Raw genomic sequence first — 16,141 nt, 5'->3', positions numbered from 1 at the left:
GACAAGTTTGTCATATTACGAGCATATAATCATGATTTTCTCACGCTCTTTGAAAAGTCTATGGAAAAGGTAGTGACGCGCTCATTAGACTGTAAAGTAAAAGGGTGCTCTAATACAGTTAAAATCTTTTTCACTAAATACAAACCTATACCAGTTGCTTCGCCACTCGTTCTACCTTTCACGCCTGTATAAAATAAATCAAAGACGCGTGAAATTTCACTCTCAGGAATCGTTTCTCCGTTGTTTATAATTTTTAAAGTAGCCCCATCATAAATGATTTGAATAGAACTTTGAGACTCACCGTATTTTATAGCGTTATTGATAATTTGATAAAGCACAATCTTTAACCATTTTCGATCTGAATAAATTATATTTTCAACTATCGTCACTTTTGGAAAAACTTCTTTGGCAATGAAATAATCCTTTAAATCATTAACAACTTCCTTCATAAGTTTTTTTAAGGAGAGTGCTTCTATTTTTAAATCAGCTACTAGGTTGGACGTGCGTTCATAAGTTAGTAGCTGATTGAGGGTAAACGTCAGCTTTTCGCATTCATGATCAATTGTTTGCAAGTGCTCTGATTGGCTAGTTGTATTAGATTGGATAATCAGCTGAATAACTGACAATGGCGTTTTCATTTGATGAGCAAAATGTGAAATCACAAGTTGCTTTTCCTTTTCTTGCTCTTCTAAATATTGCTGCTGTGTTAAGTATAAATATTGCATTTGCCGTAATTTTTGGCTATAGGCTTGCTCAATCCCGGACTGTGGTTCATGCAGATGGAGATCATTACTTGTTAATGTGTTGTTCTGTAAATGAGCATAGAGCTTTTTTCTGCGATAATAACGTCCAATTAGCCAAATAGTAAATATAAAGCTAACGAGAAAGATAAAATAAAGATAATGTGAAGAAAGATCATCTAATGAATGAATAATCCAAGGTAATAAAAGAAAGGATGCACAATAAAGAATGATGACACTTAGATGATCTCGAAAGAAAAGCTTCATTCTTCAGCCTCCGATAATTGATAACCAAGTCCACGAATGGTTTTAATTTCTAGTCTAGATTGGATAGCCTCGAATTTTTTGCGTAATCGGCCAATATTAACAGATAAAGTGTTTTCTTCAACAAAGGCTTCATCATCCCAAATAGCACTTAACAATTTTTGACGAGGGACAACATTAGGATAAGCTTCAAATAGTAATTTGCTAAGCTGCATCTCTTTTAACGTTAACAAACTCTCGTGTTGCTCCGTATAAATACGAACGGTATTCGCATTTAAAGTTGTATTAGCAATGGAAATTGAATTAGATTCGGAAGAAGCGTACTCCCCGTATGTACGACGAATAAGACCATTCACCTTGGCCATCAGCACATCTAACGAGAAGGGCTTCGTGATAAAATCATCCGCGCCATTTTCAATACCATACACTTGATCGATGTCGTTCACTCGCGCAGATACAATGATAATCGGGCATTTGGATAGCTGACGGATTTTGCGCGACCAAAAGTACCCATCATAGGTTGGTAGGTTAATGTCCATAACAACGAGATGTGGTTGAATAGCTTGAAATTCTTCTACTATATGATTAAATTGCTGGACGGTATAGCATTCGAATTGGTATTTTGATAAATGCTCTACAATAATCTTTGAAATATTGGGATCATCCTCTATTATGTATATTTTGTGCATAGTATCGACCTTTCTTTATTAATGTATCCTGATTTTTAAATATCCATAAATACGGCTCGTAAGCATAATGTGTGATTTCCATTCGGCCACTTCACTTGCGGAGACGCGCTAATCCTCAAGGAGTTGCTACTAGCATGTGCTTTAATAAATATCACCTTTTGGCGAAGAGCTAAAAGTATTTACTTTAATATAGTGATTGTACCCTGAAATTATAAAAAACAGCCACCACCAACCCAATTGGGAAGGTGATGACCTCTTAGATTTATTTTTTAGGGATATGGAAAGTGATATTTGTACCTTCATTTATCGTGCTTTTAATTTGTAACCTTTGTCCGTAAATCCTTTTAAGACGTAAATCTGTATTACGTAAACCAACACCAGATTTTGACGAATGGCTGCCGGATTGTAGCTCATCTATTATACTTGGATCAATTCCGACGCCATCATCTATAACACTTACAGCTACATAATCCAGAAAATCTTTAATACGGATACAAACTGTACCGCCTTCTTCCTGTTTCAATACACCATGACGAATTGCATTTTCGACTAATGTTTGTAAGGAGATAGGGGGGATTTCAATATTAATATGGTCATCAATATCCCATTCAATGTTTAATAAGTCCCCAAAACGCTGCTGGTTAATGTAGAGATATGATCGTACTAGCTCTAACTCATCCTTAAGTGGCACAACTCGCTGTAAATTCCGCACATCGAAGCTTGCATGGAGATACTCACCAAAATGATGCATTAAGTCAATCATTCGATCTGTATCGATCGTACTAAGGGATGCAATTGAATTTAATGTATTAAATAAAAAATGAGGCTGTATTTGGGCCTGAAGCCAAGCTGTTTCCAAATGTAGTCGTTGATTGATGCTATATTTCAAATCGATTAGGGCTCTACTCCTTACCTTTAACTCTAAAGAATTAATGGGCTTTGTCACATAGTCATTTGCACCATGGGCGAAACCGATATAAACATCCTCAGGATAATTTCGAGCCGTTAATATTAAGACAGGTAATTCAAGCAACGAGTAATGTTCTCGAAGAATTTCAGTTAATGCATAGCCAGATATATAAGGTAGCATCGCATCAATAATGACTAAATCCCACTCATCTTGCTGTAGCAATTCTAATGCCTTCTCACTGCTAGTAACAGTAGTAACAGCATATTCTGTTGTTGCAAATAAACTGCGCATAATTGTTAAGTTTACAGGGTCATCATCGACCATCAAAATATTAAATCGCTTTTCCATTATCGCTGGTACCTTATTTTCTTCAACAGGAAGTTCCATGTCCTTTTCCTCGAAAAAGGGTTGCTCCTCCTTAATATCTGCCTTGGCTAATGGCAATGTGAAATAAACATCCGATCCTTTGTCAGGTATAGAATGTATGTGCAAAGTGCCACCATGCAATTCGATGAGTTTCTTTGAAATTAATAACCCGAGACCGATTCCATTATTGTTGTCATTTTCTTGTTCGTAAGGTGAAAATAGTCGACTTTGGGTAGCATTATCCATTCCTAACCCAGTGTCACGGATATGGATAACAGCCATATTATTTTCTATACGGGCGCTAATTATTATTGATCCTGCACTCGTATATTTAATGGCATTGTGTAGGAGATTAAAAAGAATTTGAATCAATCGATTTTCATCGGCCACTACATGAGGAAATGACCTAGGAATCATTGCGTTCATTTGTATCTGTTTGCCACTTGTTATAAAGCGTAACATGTCAAAAACACCATAAACTACACTTTGAATGCTAACGTTCTTTTTATGAAGATGTAACTTACCTTCCTTTAAACGAGTAAAATCTTGTATGTCATTTAAAGTAAAGGACATGCTCCTCCCGATATCAATTAGATGCTTTAGGTTTTGTTTATCATCAGCCATGAGCTTATTGTTTGGATTATCATAAATGGACTGTCCTAGTGTAATCATTTTATTCATGGGATCCCATAGCTTTTGTGAGCTGCTGGATAAAAATTCATCCTTTAATGCATCGTCTTTTTGTAATTTAGCAATCAATTGATTAATTTGCCCCTGATTTTCAAAAAAACGTTTAAACCAATAACTCGCAAAACCGAGCATGATAAATAAATAATCAAATGGGTACGTTGGTATATCAAAATTATAGATGGATTTAAAATATCCCCACATGATGCCATTTATTGTTCCGAGAGCTGTCAGTGCTATAAAAGCAGTACTCTGTTTTTGATTTCCAAGATATTCTCTTAAAGCGAGTACTACTACAGATAAAAATGAAATGACATAAAGTATATAGTAAAGAGAGTTTATTGTGTTTAACCAATTAATCGGTAAGACGACAGTGAGAAATGCTGAAAGGGCATAGAATGCAAAGACCCACTGAAAGCATTTAGCATGACGATATTTGACTAGTAAAACGCGCATAAATTGAACAAAGAAAAAAGAAGCTCCGAGATAAATAATAGTGGATAACTTAAATGACCATACATAATTGAGATGTAACCAAGTGAGTATAGATCTATCATATGAAACTAATTCATCTGATAATGGCAATAGAAACCCTACTGTGAATAGTAAAACAACTGGTTTTGGATGTATAAACAAAAACACAAGAGTGCTAAAAAGTGCGAACAATATCAGCGCTATTGAAATTGTAGCAAGAGATAAATTATTAATCATTTGTTGATGTGCCATAGCTGCAGCAGAGCCAAATAGAATTCTTTTATCAATGACAGGGCCTGCTGATGTATCAAAATTAGATACATGTAAAATTAAGTCAATTTCAGGTTGCTCATTTGTAAAGTAAAACGTATAAGGAGCGGCTTGGCCTTGATGATTTTGTGAATCAGTAGCTACTGTTCCAGACTGTTCAACTAACTTCCCGTTAATATACAATGCTGAAGCGGTTGATACTGAAGGAATCTCAATGGCATAGCGATGATCTTTGGAAGCATTGTCATTGAGTAAGATTTTTAAACGGTATGAACCATATCGTTCTGCAGTTGTCTCAGAATCTCGTGTAGGAACCACTCGGGTAGCTTGTTCAAATGATCGGAGAGACTTGTTATGATCAGTGTTTAACGGATCTATTAATAATCCGGGATAGTAGAGCCATTCACCGTCTAAGCTAAGACCTTTTTCATCGGGTAGCTGCTGATCCCGTATATCAAATACACCTTCCTGGATAGTTGGTTGATCATCGGAAGGGAGAAAGTATACTAGCCATAGTAAACGAAGTGTAGTAAGAACTAAAAAAATTAAAATAATGAAAAGTGAATGTCGTATAGTCGCTTTTTTCAACAGTGACATAAGAACCTCCAAATTTTCTTCTTGTAAGCAATTCTGCCTCGGCATAATTGCGTTTGAAATCGGCTTTGTGCTTAGGCCTGCATGACGCAGGGCAGTTAGCCGTTATCGCATGGATGCGATGATTTTAGGCTAACATCCTCTGTGAACTCCTTTTCTATTCCGTGATATCCGCTGGAGGTTTTAACTTCTGAAGCTGACGCTTCGCTTTCGCTACGAAAACACCTGCTGAAAGAAGTTAAAAGACCTATATTTACCATGCCATGAAATTTAGAAAATTGGAATAAAAAATTTATAAAAAAGCTACTTTCAGACTAGTCAGAAAGGACTGATTTCTACTCAGGACAGCTCGTCTTCCTCCTTTGTATTGCTGTCGCCATGCCTTCGCACAGGAGTAGAAACCAGCTGAAAATGAGCGCATGAAGTAAAATATCGATAAAAAACCCTGTTATCAATTAATGATAAATCTATAGTTTCAAGTTTTTAAGTTTTCTTTAAGAGGGGTAACGTATGATAAAGGAATTAAATATCAATGGGAGAATGGATCTATTGTGGGTAAATTCAAGTTAAAGTTATCGTTTGTTATTGTTAGTATGACGGTAATTGTTGTACTTGCGACTTCTAGTATTAGTATTTGGGGTAGCTACCGAAATTTTAATGATATACTTATGCAAAATAAAAATGTTATTCAAGAAAATTATGTGAAAGAAATCACTGTAATAACAGAGGGTTTCGTACAAGAAAAACTAAAAGAACCAAATCAAGATAAATCGATTGAGCCTGATGTGGCAAGAGTGGTTAACAAGTTACTTGATGAAAGAGTAGTTTCATCTAGCGCGTTCATAAAAAGTATAATTGTTCCCTCGTTAATAGGATTAGTCATAGTATTTGTATTAGCTGTATGGCTTACTTCCAAAATTGCACGACCTTTAAAAAATCTTTCTACTAGCATGGAGAGAGAAGAAATACAAACGTTTGAGGAAATTAATGACTGGTATTACGAAGCACGTAAGTTGAAAAAAGTAGTGCAAAACATGGCTACTAGCTCAGAAAGCAAAATAGGTAATTTAACAAATCAGCTGAATTTAGACGCCTTAACAGGAATTCCTAACCGTAGAAGGATGGATCAAATTTTAAATGAGTTAATCATCAATAAAGTGCCACATGTAATCGTTTTAATAGACTTAGATGACTTCAAAAGTATAAATGATACTTATGGACATATTGTAGGCGATGAAGTTTTAAAAGCTTTCGCCAACCATATGCAAGAGAACATTGAGCAACATGGCTTATGCTTTCGGTACGGTGGAGAAGAGTTCATGATGATATTGCCATCGATGACAATAGATGCAGCTTTAGCGTTAGCGGAGAATTTACGCGTTAAGCAGGCGATGTTAGATGCTACATGTGGGAGACCTGTTACAATGTCTGCCGGCATTACAGCATTTACAGCAAATATCAAAACTGCTAACCAAATAATTACAATTACAGATCGGGCGTTATATAAGGCGAAGCAGTCAGGAAAAAATCGTATCTGTGTCGCTGAAAATCATTTGAAAAATAATGAAATAAATATCGAAATATAATCCGCCCATAAACAGTAACAAATGTTTTTTGTAGCGAAAGCAAAGCGGTATCAACAAATATTTTATCTGTGCGAAAGCGAAGCGACAGCAACAAATATTTTATCTGTGCGAAAGCGAAGCGGCAGCTATAAAGCGCCCAGATGGAACAGAAATCAACCCCACGCTATGGTGGTAAGACCATGATTTCTATATTTGATAAAATGAATAAAAGATAAAAGGCATCGAGAGTTATCTTCTCGATGCCTTTTAAAGGTTGAAATTTTCAACAGATATAGCATTAAATAGTTCGGTCGTTTCTTGCTTTGGTAAAATATCGAGATCTGCTAATAAGGTGTTTTTAAAATTATGGTAAACCTTTACTGCACTCGCTCGATTATCCACTTCAATATAGTGCTTCATTAACTGTTGGATGGTTTTATCGGAATATGGATTATGTTCTATCGTTAAAAGTAAAATTTGCTCTCGTTTTTTTACATCGTGTATTGCTGTATAATGCTCTACTAAATCATGAAGCAAAAGCGTAAATTTGTTGTTCATAAAACTGGCTTTACTAGTCATCCAGGGATAATCTAATGAGGCCATATAGTCACCTTGGTAGCTTTGTATTAGTGCTTCAGCTCTCTCTATACTAATCTTTCCAGTCTCTGATTTAGCATTTAAAATATGTTCTAATTCATGGGCATCACATTGAAAATCCTCTAGTTGTAAAATATAGCAGCCGTTTGCATACTGTATGACTTCTGAATAGCCCAATGCTGAAAGCGTCGTTCTTAGATAGGAGACTGTTGTATGTAACTGTACTCTTGCCTTTTTGACTTCTGTATCTGCCCATAAAGCATCGATAATTGTATCACGTGGTACATGGTTATTAAGATTGGAAAAAAGAAAGGCAAATAATTCTTTCGTTTTAAGCGTTCTCCAATGAACGGCTTTGTTATTATGTAAAACAACGAATCCGCCAAAGCATTGTATTGTAAGCACAGGTTTATTTTGTATTTGTATGGGAATCGATTTATTTTCTAGGTGAAGGTCCTGGATTCTATTAATAGTTGTCTCTAGACGAGTCTTTGAAATAGGCTTTAGTAAATAATCAATGGAGTTAATTTCAAATGCTTGGACAGCATAGTCCCGATACGCAGTGACAAATACAATAAAGATATTCTTGTTCCACTCTTTTAATAGCTGTGCAACCTCTAAACCGTTCATGCCAGGCATTTCAACATCTAAAAAGGCTACTTGAAAATCCAAGCGTGGGCCCTCTGCAAGTAAATCCTTTACAGTTGTAAAGGATTTAACGACCTCAATTGAATTAAATTCCTTTAACTTTTTCTCCATGTTTACAAGAGCTAATGGCTCATCATCCATTACTATCACTCGAATCAAAAGGGCACCAACTTTCAAATATTTTAAATGGAAATATCAATGACTGACCCTTTGTACGGATATATGGTCACTTGCTGCTGTGGCAAAGCTTTTAATAAATCGGCAGCAGCTACAGTATTTAGAGTAAGCGCATTTTGCAAAACACTCATTTTTACTGTTTGTTGTAGCTCCATAATCTGAGAAGACATTATTGTATTAATTTCCATCATACATTCCTCGTTTACCATATTATCGTATAAAAACATCGATTTTCCAACATATAAAAATGGCAAGTAGAGTTCTAATGTTTTCCTTCAAAATGGCCAATTTACCAAAAATATCATTGAAGTTGTATATTTTTCCGTTTTTATAGAAATAATTCGTACTATCAGGTCCGTTAGCCTGAGTTATTGATTGCATTAGCTTGCATAAAAGTACCTAACTCTAGTGTGCTAGCAGCAGATTGCAAAATAATAAAATATGGAGGTTCAAAATATGAAAAAACAAGCTTTAGCTTTAGCTGTAACATTGACCTTGGGAGTATGTCTATTTATCAGTCCGTCATTTGCAAAGGAAAAACTCGCTTTTAATCCATACGACACATTGTGGGGAATCTCGAAAATTTACAATTTAACTTTAGGAGATTATGAGCCAATCATTGACTCAGATGCGCAATGGTTTTATCCAGAGCAAAATTTAAATGTAGTTGAAACGAAAAATGATAATCCAATGAAAGACCAACACTTTGTTGAGGCTGGGGATACATTATTTACAATTGCACGTGTAAATAGTGTGTCGGTGGAAGAACTAAAGGAATGGAACAACCTTTCATCTGATCTGATTTATGTAGGCGAAACATTAGCTATCAAAGCATCGTCGGCAAAACTTAAAACTGCTGAAAACAAAACGAAAAAAGTAGCAACAACAATAAGTAAGAAGAAAGTAACAACATCAAGCACAAACTCTGTAAGTGCTCCAGCGAATACGGGCAAAACGTTAACAATGCGGGCAACAGCCTATACAGCGTATTGTGAAGGATGTTCAGGGATTACGGCAAATGGAACAGATATAAGATCAAATCCAAACTTAAAGGTAATTGCTGTAGACCCACGTGTAATTCCTCTTGGTACAAAGGTTTGGGTTGAAGGTTATGGTGAAGCAATCGCAGCAGATACTGGCGGAGCGATAAAAGGTAATAAAATTGATGTATTTATTCCTACCGAGGGACAAGCTCGTCAGTGGGGCGTCAAAAATGTCACAGTAAAAATTTTGAATTAGTGTAAGAAAAGAGGGTGCTGTCATAGCGTATAGTTGATTTCCGTTCTTCTGATCTGCGAGGAGTCGCCAGGTCGTAACGAAGATCAATCTATATACATGGCATACGTTTGAACATATATCATCGACAACTTTTGGTGATGAGCTAAGTAAGGGATATCTCATTTGAATTGGAGATATTCCTTTTATTTTTTAAAGAATCAACATCCATTAAAATCTAAGTCCACAGTATTTACTCTTATACCAATTATTCGCAAAATCTAAGTGAAATTGCATAAGTGGAAGGATTATTGGCAACCATCTGAAATAGAGGAGGTATTTTTATGAAAAAAATGAGCTTAATTATTATTTCGTTATTAGTATTTGTCGGTGGTTGTGGTTTCTTTGAGAAGAAGGAGCAAAAAGTGGCAGTTAACGCAAGTTCAGGACCAACTGCAACCGCTAAAGTAATTGGTAAAAATAATGAAAGCTATGGCAATGCATATCTTGAGGAAGAGGATAATGGGGTTAAGGTTACACTCGCACTATCTGGATTGCCAGCTGGAACACATGGCATTCATTTTCACTCTGTTGGGAAGTGTGAGCCACCAACATTCGAATCGGCAGGTCCGCATTTTAACCCAACACATAAAGAGCATGGGAAGTTAAATCCTAAGGGATATCATTTAGGGGATCTTCCGAATTTAGAAGTTGGAGAAGATGGAAAGGTAGATCTGAATTTCTTAGCTGAAGGGTTAACTTTAGAAAAAGATGCTGCTAACTCATTGTTACGTGATGGTGGCACTACATTAATCATCCATGAATCAGAGGACGATTATAAAACAGATCCTTCCGGTAATTCTGGTGCAAGAATTGCTTGTGGCATTATTCAATAAATCAATAAATAAATCACTGTATCCAAAGTAAATCACTTTAGATACAGTATTTTTGTTTTAAGGGTAAAAATCGACAACAAATGATTAATGTTCCGAAATCCAATTTTAGCAGAGGAGTCGCCTAGCCTCACGTGAATCAATGGATCTACATAACATTCCTCTTAACAAATAACCCCTCACTTTAGAGAAGAAGGAAAAGGTTATTTCAATGATTGATATGCATTTTTTATACATATAGCCATAAAAAATGTTTTCTTGGAAAAAGAATTTAGTGTATTAATGTAGATAATCTTAGTGCGAAGAAGTTAATGATGAAATTCAAAAATGTAGGGTTTTTAAGGGGTATAGTATAATTATAAAAGACTGAATTTACAATAAATAGATTGACATTATTATACTATATTTGATAATTTTAAATAGATTATTATTTATAACCAAGGGGGGAAGGTTACTATGAAGAAAAAACAATTCAGGCTATTAATGCTAGTAAGTGCCTTTGCACTATTGATTTTAGCTGCATGTGGGTCTGATAGCGGAACAAGTTCAAAGGACTCGGATAAGGGTAGTTCGACAGCATCTGCTAAACCGAAATTTTTGAACTTATTAACAGGTGGAACACAGGGTACTTACTATGCATTAGGTGGGACATTTGCTGATTTAATTTCTAAAGAGACGGACATTAAAACAACTGCTGAAGTATCTCAAGCATCTGCTGCCAACATGACAGCTTTGCAAGAGGGTAAAGGTGAAATTGCCTTTGTTCAATCAGATATTGCTTATTACGCTACTGAAGGAACAATGATGTTTGATGGTAAAAAAATCGATTCAATTGCTGCTTTAGGTGCACTTTATCCAGAAACAGTACAATTAGTAACAACGGAAGCATCGGGCATTAAAACATACGCAGATTTAAAAGGGAAAAAGGTTTCTGTAGGTGCTCCAGGCTCTGGAACTTACGCAAACGCTGAACAATTACTTGAAATTCATGGTTTGAAAATGGATGATATCAAAGCACAAAACCTTGACTTTGGTGAGTCTACTGACGGTCTTCAATCTGGCCAAATCGACGCAGCGTTTATTACTGCGGGTACGCCAACAGCAGCTGTTGAGGCATTAAATGCAACAACTAAAGTAAATATCATCGGTATGGATGCGGGTAAAGCGGATGAGTTAATTGCTAAATACTCTTACTATACAAAAGATACAGTGAAAGCTGGTACGTATGGTCTCGCAAAAGATACTGAGACAGTTTCAGTACTTGCAATGTTAGCGGTGAAAAAAGATCTTCCGGAAGATGTTGTTTATTCTATGACGAAAGCTATTTATGATAATACAGGTAAAATTTCCCACGATAAAGGGAAATTTATCAAAGCGGAGACAGGTTTAGATGGTATTAGTATTGATGTTCACCCTGGTGCTCAAAAATACTTTGATGAAAAGAAATAACAGAACGTTCGGAGTTTGAATGTGGGTTTTCTAATACGAAGAGGCTCGGATTGCGTAAAGCTTCGAGTCTCTTTTCTTCCGTACGAATAGCTTTTTAAGTGGGGGAACAGATGTAGTGCGAAAGAGAACGTTAATAATTGTTTTAGCTTTTTTATGTATTTGCATTAGTGTAGTCATTTTTCTTCCTCTTCAAAAGGTATTCGCATTTACGGAAACACGTATAAATGACCCGGCAGTGCATTATATACCACTTACAACTGAGGATACATTTGAAATTAGATACACTCACTCCATCCATAAAACGGATGTACTCGAACATTATAAATGCGTAGACGGAACAAGTATTCAAATGTTAGGGATGGAGTATGAAAGTTTAGCAATCGGTATGCCAAGCTATGCAGAGAAAAATCAAACATTAACAGAACGAAACGGTAAATATTTTTTGCAATTTGACAATGAAATCATTGGAAATTTTACGATTTATATAGGCGATTTGGATTTAGATCTGGTATTAGATTACGAGAATTATGAATACGATTTAAAAAAAGACTTACAAAGGGGAAAATCCTATTTATTTGAGGTGAAGCGTTTATCGCTTTATGAACAATGGAAAGGAGTAAGGATGAAATGACAACTCAGCATAAATCAAACGACGATGTAAAAAAAGAAGAATTCGAACAAATATCGGCTGAAGAGCAACAAGCAATACTTGAGAAATATGATATTGAATCCAATGTCCGGACTGTATCAGGCATTATGAAACATGTCATTTTCTTTGGATTACTAGCATTTTCATTGTTTCAGCTTTACACAGCAATTAAAGGCCAATTCCCAGCGCAAATTCAGCGTACGGTACATTTAGGCTTTGGTTTGACCCTAATTTTCTTGTTATTCCCTGCTCGAAAAAAAGCAGCGAAAAACAAAATAGCTTGGTTCGATTATATTTTAGCTGTATTATCCATTGTAGTAGGTTCGTATTGGACGATAAATTATACAGAGCTTGTCAATAGTAATGGTACCATTACGCAAACTGATTTTATTGTAGGTCTCATAGCTGTCGTATTAGTGCTTGAGGCAGCTCGCCGTGCAGTAGGTCTACCGATTACCATCATTGCTGTATGTTTCTTAATATATGCCTATTTTGGACCGTACTTCCCGGATTTTATGGCACACAGAGGGCAAGATATAGAGAGTATTGTTAATCTCATGTACTTTACAACTGATGGAATTTTTGGAACACCGATTAGTGTTTCAGCCACATTTATTTTTGTATTTTTGCTCTTTGGGGCATTCCTTGTCAAAACAGGTGTGGGTCAATACTTTAATGATTTAGCGGTATCTCTTGCAGGTAAATTAATTGGTGGTCCTGCAAAAGTAGCGGTATTTTCAAGTGCACTCCAAGGTACGATTTCGGGAAGCTCTGTAGCGAATGTTGTAACATCTGGATCCTATACGATTCCAATGATGAAAAAGCTTGGGTACCGTAAAGAGTTCGCGGGTGCAGTAGAGGCAGCGGCGTCTACAGGTGGGCAGTTAATGCCTCCAATTATGGGTGCGGCAGCGTTTTTAATGGTTGAATTTATCGGTCGCGGAATATCATATTGGGATATTGCGAAGGCGGCGGCGATACCTGCATTGCTTTATTTTACAGGTATTTGGATTATGACTCACTTTGAAGCGAAACGTGTGGGTTTAAAAGGCTTGCGTGATGATCAAATGCCAAATCGTCGAGAGGTATTCAAGAAAATTTACCTTCTATTACCGATAATCTCTATCATCGTTTTAATGTTAACAGGTACACCTGTAATGCGTGCAGCGCTTTACGGTATTCTTATTTCTATTGGTGTTGCTATGTTTAATAAAGAAACACGTTTAAAACCTAAGGATATTATTGATGCATTAGTTGATGGGGCTCGTACAGCACTTGGTGTTGTAGCAGCAACAGCTTGTGCAGGTATTATCGTAGGTGTTGTTGTGAAAACGGGTCTAGGCCTAAGTTTAGCTAATAGTTTAGTACAATTAGCTGGCGGTAGTATTATTTTAACGTTAATTTTTGTTATGATTGCATCCCTAATTCTTGGGATGGGAGCTCCGACAACAGCAAATTATGTCATTACGTCAACAATTGCTGCTCCTGCGATCGTGGCATTATTGTCACCGAATACACCACAGGAATTAGTACCGGTAGTCGTTTTATTATCGGCACACTTCTTTGTATTCTACTTTGGTATTATTGCTGATATAACACCACCTGTTGCACTAGCTGCTTTTGCGGCTTCTGGAATTTCTGGGGGAGATCCGATTAAAACTGGTGTAAACTCAGCGAAGCTTGCTATTGCAGCGTTTATTATTCCGTATATGATTGTATTTTCACCTGCATTGCTAATGATTGATACAACTATACCTGAAATTATATGGGTAGTATTCACGGCCATTACAGGAATGGTAGCGATAGGTGCGGGAGTAATAGGTTACTGGTATCGTAAGTTGCTTTGGTTTGAACGCATTATTGCGCTTGCAGCTGGTTTACTTCTCATCTATCCAGAGAAACTCTCGGATTGGACTGGTTTAGCAATCTTTGTGGTTATGTTTGTTATTCAATATGTAACACAGCATAAAGGGAACGGTGATGATGATCAAAAAGGTAAAACTAGTGCTGTAGCTTAGAGGGGCTTACGTTTATAAGTCTTTCCTTGAAAGGAGATGTATCATAATTTGATACATCTCTTTTTTGTTAAGTCGAAATTGATCTAAAATGTAGATTGTTTTTATATGTTTTATGCATAATGAGCATCGTTTATTGCTTTTTTTCCAAAAGGCATTGTATAATACAATTATCAGAAAATTCTATCAAATTGAATAGAGAGGTGATTAAATGAAAAAGTTGTTGAACTCAAAATTTGAAACGTATCTAATGGATCAGGAAATGGAGCTTACTATAGAAGGGGAAAATAATGAGGAGCAAATAACGATGGTGCATTATGAAGAATATCCAGAAGGTTTTTTTACAAGTTTATAATAAATATTTGAAGGACTGTGCTAAAAGTGGAAATAACTTTTAACGCAGTTCTTTGTTTTTTGCATATACAATTCATTTTTGGATTATCAACATAGCGTGTGGTTGATTTCCGTTCCGATATTTGCTTGCTGCACTCTTATTTTTTATATACATAGTTCTAAATCCATATGTACTTTTAAGAAATCGTTTCATGTATAATGGGAAACAAAAATGCGTATAGAGGTGTAGTTATGTCAAATGCAGTATTAGAGGAAACGCTTTATCAATGGTTTGATCATTTTCATAAATACCCAGAGGTAAGCTGGAAGGAATTCGAAACTACTAAAAAGATTGCGTCCATTTTAGATGAGCTGAACGTATCCTATCGTTTGTTAGGGGATGTGCCAGGGTTGATTGCGGAAATTGGTACAGGTGATGAAATTGTTGCTGTACGTGCAGATATAGATGCTTTATGGCAGGAAGTAGATGGAAAGTGGCAAGCTAACCACTCATGTGGGCATGATGCAAATATTACGATGGTGCTTGGCGCTTTATTATTGCTGAAAGATCGACCATTGCAACATCGCGTCCGTTTTATTTTCCAACCTGCTGAAGAGCTTGGCAATGGAGCTTGTGCAGCCTTTGAGCGCGGGGCTGTTGATGGTGTATCGCATTTATTTGGTGTTCATTTAAGACCAATTGAAGAGTTACCACTTGGTCAGATATCGCCTGCTATCCATCATGGTGCTGCTTATTTTTTAGAGGGAGCAATACGAGGCACTGATGCTCATGGTGCTAGACCTCATCAAGGGAAAAATGCAATCGATGTGATTATGGCCGTACAACAAATGCTCAATAGTATACATTTATCACCCTTCGAGCCTCATTCTGCAAAGTTAACGAAAATTGTTGCAGATGGTGGTAGTACGAATATTATTCCGGGTACTGCAAGCTTCTCTATGGATATTCGCGCGCAACGTAATAACCAACTAGAATTACTCCGTAGTCGTATTGAGTTTGGTTTAACATCAATCCAACAGCAGTTTGAAATTGATATGGACTGGAAATGGATCGATTTTACACCTGGTGCTGAGGTTTCTTCAGTTGCTGCACGTATGGCTAAAGAAGCCATTATTGCAACGTTTGGGGAAGAGTATCTTGCAGGGGAAATTTCAACACCTGGAAGTGATGATTTCCATTTTTACACAGTTAAAAAACCTGAATTAAAAGCAACGATGATTGGTATTGGAGCCAACTTAGCACCAGGATTACATCATCCAAAAATGACTTTTGAACGAAGTGCATTAATAGATGCTGCGAAAGTACTTGCTTGTGTGTTAGAGAAAAAACCTGAATACGAATAATGATTGCAAGAGGGAGCTATATCAAAATCTTTTGATATAGTTCTTTTTTATTTTCTTTTTAGCGAAATGTATGAATATTTTGCATTGACCTTAATAGCTATTTGAAAACGTTTTTATACGCTAAAACAGTGGAAATTGCTAGAGAAGCATAAAATTTTTGCGTTGACTTTTAATTTTTTGAATATTATGCTAAAAAACATATAAAATTATTTGCGTCTATGACAACGGGGATTGGCAACTG

Annotated in this window: 13 protein-coding genes; 8 read left to right on the top strand and 5 right to left on the bottom strand. The window is 36.3% G+C overall.

Annotated elements, in window-relative coordinates:
• Nucleotides 1–29 precede the first annotated feature (29 nt).
• The 3 genes from MOK21_RS19295 to MOK21_RS19285 all read right to left on the bottom strand — a co-directional run bounded on the left by MOK21_RS19295 (nt 30) and on the right by MOK21_RS19285 (nt 4,997).
• On the bottom strand, nt 30–1,007 hold the full coding sequence (locus tag MOK21_RS19295) for a sensor histidine kinase (protein ID WP_249075580.1): 978 nt from the start codon (nt 1,005–1,007) through the stop codon (nt 30–32).
• The gene (locus MOK21_RS19290; protein ID WP_249075579.1) at nt 1,004–1,693 is read right to left on the bottom strand and encodes a response regulator transcription factor; all 690 of its coding nucleotides are present in this window, start codon (nt 1,691–1,693) and stop codon (nt 1,004–1,006) included. The genes MOK21_RS19295 and MOK21_RS19290 overlap by 4 nt, the downstream gene beginning before the upstream one ends.
• A gap of 262 nt (nt 1,694–1,955) precedes the next feature.
• Nucleotides 1,956–4,997: a hybrid sensor histidine kinase/response regulator gene (locus tag MOK21_RS19285; protein ID WP_249075578.1), complete on the bottom strand. Its 3,042-nt coding sequence runs from the start codon at nt 4,995–4,997 to the stop codon at nt 1,956–1,958.
• Between the two features lie 548 nt (nt 4,998–5,545).
• Between MOK21_RS19285 and MOK21_RS19280 the strand changes: the two genes are divergently transcribed.
• The gene (locus MOK21_RS19280; RefSeq protein ID WP_249075577.1) at nt 5,546–6,580 is read left to right on the top strand and encodes a GGDEF domain-containing protein; all 1,035 of its coding nucleotides are present in this window, start codon (nt 5,546–5,548) and stop codon (nt 6,578–6,580) included.
• Between the two features lie 246 nt (nt 6,581–6,826).
• Here MOK21_RS19280 and MOK21_RS19275 read toward each other — a convergent pair whose 3' ends face one another.
• Complete coding sequence (locus tag MOK21_RS19275; protein ID WP_249075576.1) at nt 6,827–7,945, bottom strand: response regulator; 1,119 nt, start codon at nt 7,943–7,945, stop codon at nt 6,827–6,829.
• 41 nt (nt 7,946–7,986) lie between these two features.
• Nucleotides 7,987–8,208 carry a polyribonucleotide nucleotidyltransferase gene (locus MOK21_RS19270; RefSeq protein WP_249075575.1) on the bottom strand — a complete coding sequence of 74 codons (222 nt, stop codon included), beginning with the start codon at nt 8,206–8,208 and terminating at the stop codon, nt 7,987–7,989.
• A gap of 229 nt (nt 8,209–8,437) precedes the next feature.
• Here MOK21_RS19270 and MOK21_RS23830 point away from each other — a divergent pair, with 229 nt between their 5' ends.
• From MOK21_RS23830 to MOK21_RS19230, 7 genes are all read left to right on the top strand, one after another.
• Nucleotides 8,438–9,220, top strand: a complete 783-nt coding sequence (locus tag MOK21_RS23830) for a LysM peptidoglycan-binding and 3D domain-containing protein (RefSeq protein ID WP_283164808.1) — start codon at nt 8,438–8,440, stop codon at nt 9,218–9,220.
• Between the two features lie 320 nt (nt 9,221–9,540).
• Nucleotides 9,541–10,092 carry a superoxide dismutase family protein gene (locus MOK21_RS19255; RefSeq protein WP_249075574.1) on the top strand — a complete coding sequence of 184 codons (552 nt, stop codon included), beginning with the start codon at nt 9,541–9,543 and terminating at the stop codon, nt 10,090–10,092.
• Between the two features lie 453 nt (nt 10,093–10,545).
• Nucleotides 10,546–11,538: a TAXI family TRAP transporter solute-binding subunit gene (locus tag MOK21_RS19250; protein ID WP_249075573.1), complete on the top strand. Its 993-nt coding sequence runs from the start codon at nt 10,546–10,548 to the stop codon at nt 11,536–11,538.
• A gap of 115 nt (nt 11,539–11,653) precedes the next feature.
• A complete protein-coding gene (locus tag MOK21_RS19245; RefSeq protein WP_249075572.1) occupies nt 11,654–12,169 on the top strand; it encodes a DUF1850 domain-containing protein in 516 nt (171 codons plus the stop codon).
• On the top strand, nt 12,166–14,205 hold the full coding sequence (locus MOK21_RS19240) for a TRAP transporter permease (RefSeq protein WP_249075571.1): 2,040 nt from the start codon (nt 12,166–12,168) through the stop codon (nt 14,203–14,205). Before MOK21_RS19245 ends, MOK21_RS19240 begins: the two co-directional genes overlap by 4 nt.
• Before the next feature lie 208 nt (nt 14,206–14,413).
• Entirely contained in the window at nt 14,414–14,557 is a 144-nt protein-coding gene (locus MOK21_RS19235; RefSeq protein WP_249075570.1) for a hypothetical protein, read from the top strand.
• 230 nt (nt 14,558–14,787) lie between these two features.
• Nucleotides 14,788–15,900, top strand: coding sequence for an amidohydrolase (locus MOK21_RS19230; protein WP_249075569.1), 1,113 nt, complete (start codon nt 14,788–14,790; stop codon nt 15,898–15,900).
• Nucleotides 15,901–16,141: the final 241 nt, after the last annotated feature.

It is taken from the genome of Lysinibacillus sp. BPa_S21 (assembly GCF_023337795.1).
Taxonomy (GTDB): Bacteria; Bacillota; Bacilli; order Bacillales_A; family Planococcaceae; genus Lysinibacillus.
The sequence above is the reverse complement of the archived record's forward strand: the minus strand, read 5'-3'. Positions and strand labels throughout refer to the sequence as shown.

Bases quoted from the DNA above. Each gene is read 5' to 3' on its own strand.
- MOK21_RS19295 (WP_249075580.1), bottom strand. From the start codon at position 1,007: ATGAAGCTTTTCTTTCGAGATCATCTAAGTGTCATCATTCTTTATTGT.
- MOK21_RS19290 (WP_249075579.1), bottom strand. From the start codon at position 1,693: ATGCACAAAATATACATAATAGAGGATGATCCCAATATTTCAAAGATT.
- MOK21_RS19285 (WP_249075578.1), bottom strand. From the start codon at position 4,997: ATGTCACTGTTGAAAAAAGCGACTATACGACATTCACTTTTCATTATT.
- MOK21_RS19275 (WP_249075576.1), bottom strand. From the start codon at position 7,945: ATGGATGATGAGCCATTAGCTCTTGTAAACATGGAGAAAAAGTTAAAG.
- MOK21_RS19270 (WP_249075575.1), bottom strand. From the start codon at position 8,208: ATGTTTTTATACGATAATATGGTAAACGAGGAATGTATGATGGAAATT.
- MOK21_RS23830 (WP_283164808.1), top strand. From the start codon at position 8,438: ATGAAAAAACAAGCTTTAGCTTTAGCTGTAACATTGACCTTGGGAGTA.
- MOK21_RS19255 (WP_249075574.1), top strand. From the start codon at position 9,541: ATGAAAAAAATGAGCTTAATTATTATTTCGTTATTAGTATTTGTCGGT.
- MOK21_RS19250 (WP_249075573.1), top strand. From the start codon at position 10,546: ATGAAGAAAAAACAATTCAGGCTATTAATGCTAGTAAGTGCCTTTGCA.
- MOK21_RS19240 (WP_249075571.1), top strand. From the start codon at position 12,166: ATGACAACTCAGCATAAATCAAACGACGATGTAAAAAAAGAAGAATTC.
- MOK21_RS19235 (WP_249075570.1), top strand. From the start codon at position 14,414: ATGAAAAAGTTGTTGAACTCAAAATTTGAAACGTATCTAATGGATCAG.
- MOK21_RS19230 (WP_249075569.1), top strand. From the start codon at position 14,788: ATGTCAAATGCAGTATTAGAGGAAACGCTTTATCAATGGTTTGATCAT.